General features: G+C 73.6%; 3 protein-coding genes. 2 read left to right on the top strand and 1 reads right to left on the bottom strand.

Features of this window, described 5'->3' with window-relative positions; genetic code table 11:
- The first annotated feature begins 431 nt into the window (after positions 1-431).
- The gene (rho, locus tag LLG88_06475; protein MCE5246551.1) at positions 432-1,706 is read left to right on the top strand and encodes a transcription termination factor Rho; all 1,275 of its coding nucleotides are present in this window, start codon (positions 432-434) and stop codon (positions 1,704-1,706) included.
- Positions 1,707-1,797: 91 nt separating this feature from the next.
- Positions 1,798-3,180: an aminoacetone oxidase family FAD-binding enzyme gene (locus LLG88_06470; protein MCE5246550.1), complete on the top strand. Its 1,383-nt coding sequence runs from the start codon at positions 1,798-1,800 to the stop codon at positions 3,178-3,180.
- On the opposite strand, the gene LLG88_06465 is transcribed toward LLG88_06470, so the two are convergent.
- Positions 3,132-3,935 (bottom strand): formimidoylglutamase (locus LLG88_06465; GenBank protein ID MCE5246549.1); only part of this gene is annotated, 804 nt, incomplete at its 5' end. The genes LLG88_06470 and LLG88_06465 overlap by 49 nt on opposite strands.

The raw sequence follows: 3,935 nt of genomic DNA, 5'->3' as shown, positions 1-3,935 counted from the left end.
CGAACGCGCCGGCCGCCCCGGCGCAGCCGGCGCCGCGGACGCCGTCCCCCGACGGCGCCGGAAGCGCGCGCTGAGCGTCGGCCCGCCCGGCCCGCCCCGACGGCGGGCGGCGACGGAAGAACTGGACAACGGAGCGGGATGTCTGCTAATGTTTGCTTTGCTCGCTGTATCTCAAGCGAACGGCAAAGGGCGCTCTCGCGTCCGCAATGTTCCCGCTGGTCGTCTAATCCGGTCGCAGAACGGCGCCCGACGCCCATTCGTCGGGCCCACGAGCCTATGGCGGTCAGCGCAGGGTTCGGCTCCATGCGAGCTGCATCGTCGCTTCGGCGAACCATGTCGGGGTCGTCCCCGCGCGGCGCGCCGTTCCGGCGGAACCGAGTGAAGCGCCGGCGGTCTTCCCGCAGCGGCGCGGCACAGCCAGGAAGCCAATCGTGAAAGAAGAAAGCACCCTCCCCCCCGGAAAGAAGTCCACGTTCAAGCGGCGTCGCCGCCGTCAGCGTCCCGCGGGCGCCGGCGCGGCGGGCGGACCGAACGGCCAGAACGGCGCGGCCGAGGCCGCGGCGGGCGAGGCGCAGGCGTCGTCTTCGGCCGAACCGCTCGAGGCGTGGGGCGTGCTGGAGATGCTCCCCGAGGGGTACGGCTTCCTGAGGACGCAGAAGGCGAACTACCTCCCCCGTCCCGACGACATCTGGGTCGCGCCCGACATCGTCCGCGACCGGCGGCTCGAGGAAGGGGTGGAGATCAAGGGGAAGGCGCGGCCGACTGGGCGCCGCGGGCCGGCCCTCTTCGAGATCGACGAAATCAACGGCCTGCCGCCGGAGCAGTGGAACGAGCGGCGGCACTTCATGGACCTCACCGCGACCTCCCCCGAAGACGTCATCAAGATGGAGACCGGCCGCGAGCCGATCGAGCCGCGCGTGGTCGATCTCGTCGCGCCGATCGGCAAGGGGCAGCGCTGCTTGGTCGTCGCGCCGCCGAAGGCCGGAAAGACGACGCTGCTGCAGCAGATCGCCTACGCCGTCGGGACGAACCATCCGGAAATCCACCTGATCGTCCTCCTCGTGGACGAGCGCCCCGAGGAAGTCACCGACTGGCGGCGCCGCGTGCCGAACGGCGAGGTCATCGCCTCGAGCTCCGACGAACTGGCGCGCAACCACGTCAGCGTGGCCGAGATCGTGCTGGAGCGCGCGAAGCGGCTGGTCGAGTCGGGGCAGGACGTCCTCGTGCTGCTCGACTCGCTGACCCGCCTCGCCCGCGCCTACAACGTCGAGCAGCGCGGCTCGGGGAAGATCCTCACCGGCGGCATCGACTCCCGGACGCTGGAGAACCCGCGCCGCTTCTTCGGCGCCGCGCGGCGCTGCGAGGAAGGCGGCTCGCTGACGATCATCGCCTCCTGCCTCGTGGACACCGGCTCCAAGATGGACGAGGTCATCTTCCAGGAGTTCAAGGGGACGGGAAACACGGAGATCGTCCTCGACCGGAAGCTGTTCGAGAAGCGCGTCTTCCCCTGCATCGACATCCACCTCACCGGCACGCGGAAGGAAGAGAAGCTGCTGCGGGAGTGGACGCCGAAGGTCCACCTGCTGCGGCGCGCGCTCTCCCAGATGAACCAGATCGACGCCGTCGAGGCGCTGCTCAAGAAGCTGCAGGCGTTCGACAGCAACGCCGACTTCCTGGCCAGCCTCGGCGCGCCGGCGCGCACGTAGCGCGCGGACCCGCCGGCGGCGAGCGCCGGCGGCCGAAGAGCGGCCGACGCGGCGAATCGCGTCGGCCGTTTTTCGTGCGGGGCGCAACGCGGTGAACCATCCGATCGTCGTCGTCGGGGCGGGCGCCTCGGGGCTGATGGCGGCCGTCTGGGCGGCCGGCCGCGGCGCGTCGGTCGTCCTGCTCGAAGGAACGGCGGACGGCGGACGGAAGATCGTCCTCAGCGGCGGCGGGCGCTGCAACGTCCTTCCCGCCGCGGCCGCGCCGGAGCGGTTCGTCACCGACTCCTCCCCCAACACGCTGCGCAAAATCCTCCGCGCTTGGCCGCTCGACGAGCAGCGCGCCTTCTTCGAGCGGGAGCTCGGCCTGCCGCTGCGGATCGAGGAGGAGAGCGGCAAGCTGTTCCCCGCCTCGAACAAGGCGCGCGAGGTGCGCGACCGCCTCTTCGCCGCGGCGCGGGAACGCGGCGTCGAGATCAGGTGCGGCGCCCGCGTCGCCGACCTCGTCCCGCGCGGCGAGGCGGCGGACGATGAGGCGGCGCAGAAGCGCGTGGGCGCGGCGGACGACGAAGCGCGCGAGGACGGCGACGCGGCGAAGAACCGCGGCGCGGCGTCCGAGAGCGGAGCGCGATGGACCGTGCGTCTCGACGACGGCGCGGAGATCGCCGCCGCGTCGGTCATCGTCGCCGCCGGCGGCCTCTCGTTTCCCTCGACCGGCAGCGACGGCTGGGGATTCGAGGCGGCGCGCCGTCTGGGGCACGCGGTCCACGCCCCCTATCCCGCGCTCACGCCGCTCCTCGCGCGTCCCGCGGTCCACGCCCATCTCGCGGGGATCTCGCTCGAGGTCGCGCTCGACGCGCCGGGGCCGCGCAAGAGCCGGCGGTTCGCGGGCGGGTTCCTCTTCACGCACCACGGCTACAGCGGCCCGGCCGTGCTCGACGCCTCGCACCTCGCCGTCCGCAGCCGCCTCGCCGGCGGCGAGCGGCAGCCGATCTTCGTGCGCTGGACGGAGCTCGACGCGGCGGCGTGGGACGACGAGCTGCGCGGCGGCCGCGGCGCGGTCGAGACGATCGTCGCGCGGCGGCTGCCGGCGCGTCTCGCCGAGACGCTCTGCCGCGAGGCGGGGCTGCCGGACGGCCTGCCGGCGACGCGTCTGCCGCGCGAGAACCGGCTGCGGCTCGTCGAGAGCCTCGTGCGCTATCGCCTTCCGTGGACCGGCGACGAGGGATACGCGAAGGCCGAGGCGACCGGCGGCGGCGTCGATCTCGGCGAGGTCGATCCGCGCACGATGGAGAGCCGCCTCCGCCGCGGGCTCTTCTTCTGCGGCGAGGTCCTCGACGCGGTCGGGCCGATCGGCGGCCACAACTTCCAGTGGGCCTGGAGCACCGGCCGCGCCGCGGGCCTCGGCGCCGCCGCGCGAAGCGCCGCTCAGCGCGGCTCGAAGCCGACGCCGGCGAGCGCGTTGACCCAGGCGTAGATCAAGACCGCGGCCAGCTTCGCCGTGCGGTTGTCCTCGTCGAACCGCGGCGAGACCTCGGCGACGTCGAGCCCCGCGGCCCGTCCGCCGCGCGCCAGGCGGCGCATCGCCTCGAGGACCGTCTCCGGCGCGAGGCCGAACGGCTGCGGCGCGCTGACGCCCGGCGCGTGCGCCGCGCCCAGGACGTCGCAGCAGAGCGTGGCTTGGATCGGCGCCTCGTCCGCTCCCCAGCCGTCGATCCGCTCCGCGACCGCCGCCGCTCCGTCCCCCTCGACGTCGCGGGCCATGAACCACTCAGCCCCCAGCTCCTCCGCGACGCGGAAGAGGCTGCGGGTGTTCGCCGACTGCTGCACGCCGATCACGTGGTAGCGGAACGGCTCGCCCCGTTCCTTGCAGCGCGCGGCGGCGCGCGAAAACGAGTTGCCGGAATGGACCCCCACGGCGGCGTCGTAGGGGCGCAGATCGAGATGCGCGTCGAAGTTGACGATCCGCGGCGGAACGCCGAGGCCGCGGCGCAGCCCCTCGAAGTGGGCCAGCGCGACGTCGTGTCCGCCGCCGAGCACGATCGGGAAGCAGCCGGCCGCGACGACCTCGGCGACGAGGCGGGCCAGCCCTTCGTGCGCCCCCTCGAGGTCCCCGCCGACGGTCGTCACGTCGCCGAGGTCGAGCAGGCGCAGCTTGTCGTCGAAGAGGCAGGGCAGGTTGGCGAGGCCGCGGCGGATCAGTCCCGGCGCGGCGGCCGCCCCGGGCCGGCC

Source organism: bacterium, assembly GCA_021372775.1.
Taxonomy (GTDB): Bacteria; Acidobacteriota; Polarisedimenticolia; order J045; family J045; genus JAJFTU01.
The sequence above is the reverse complement of the archived record's forward strand: the minus strand, read 5'-3'. Positions and strand labels throughout refer to the sequence as shown.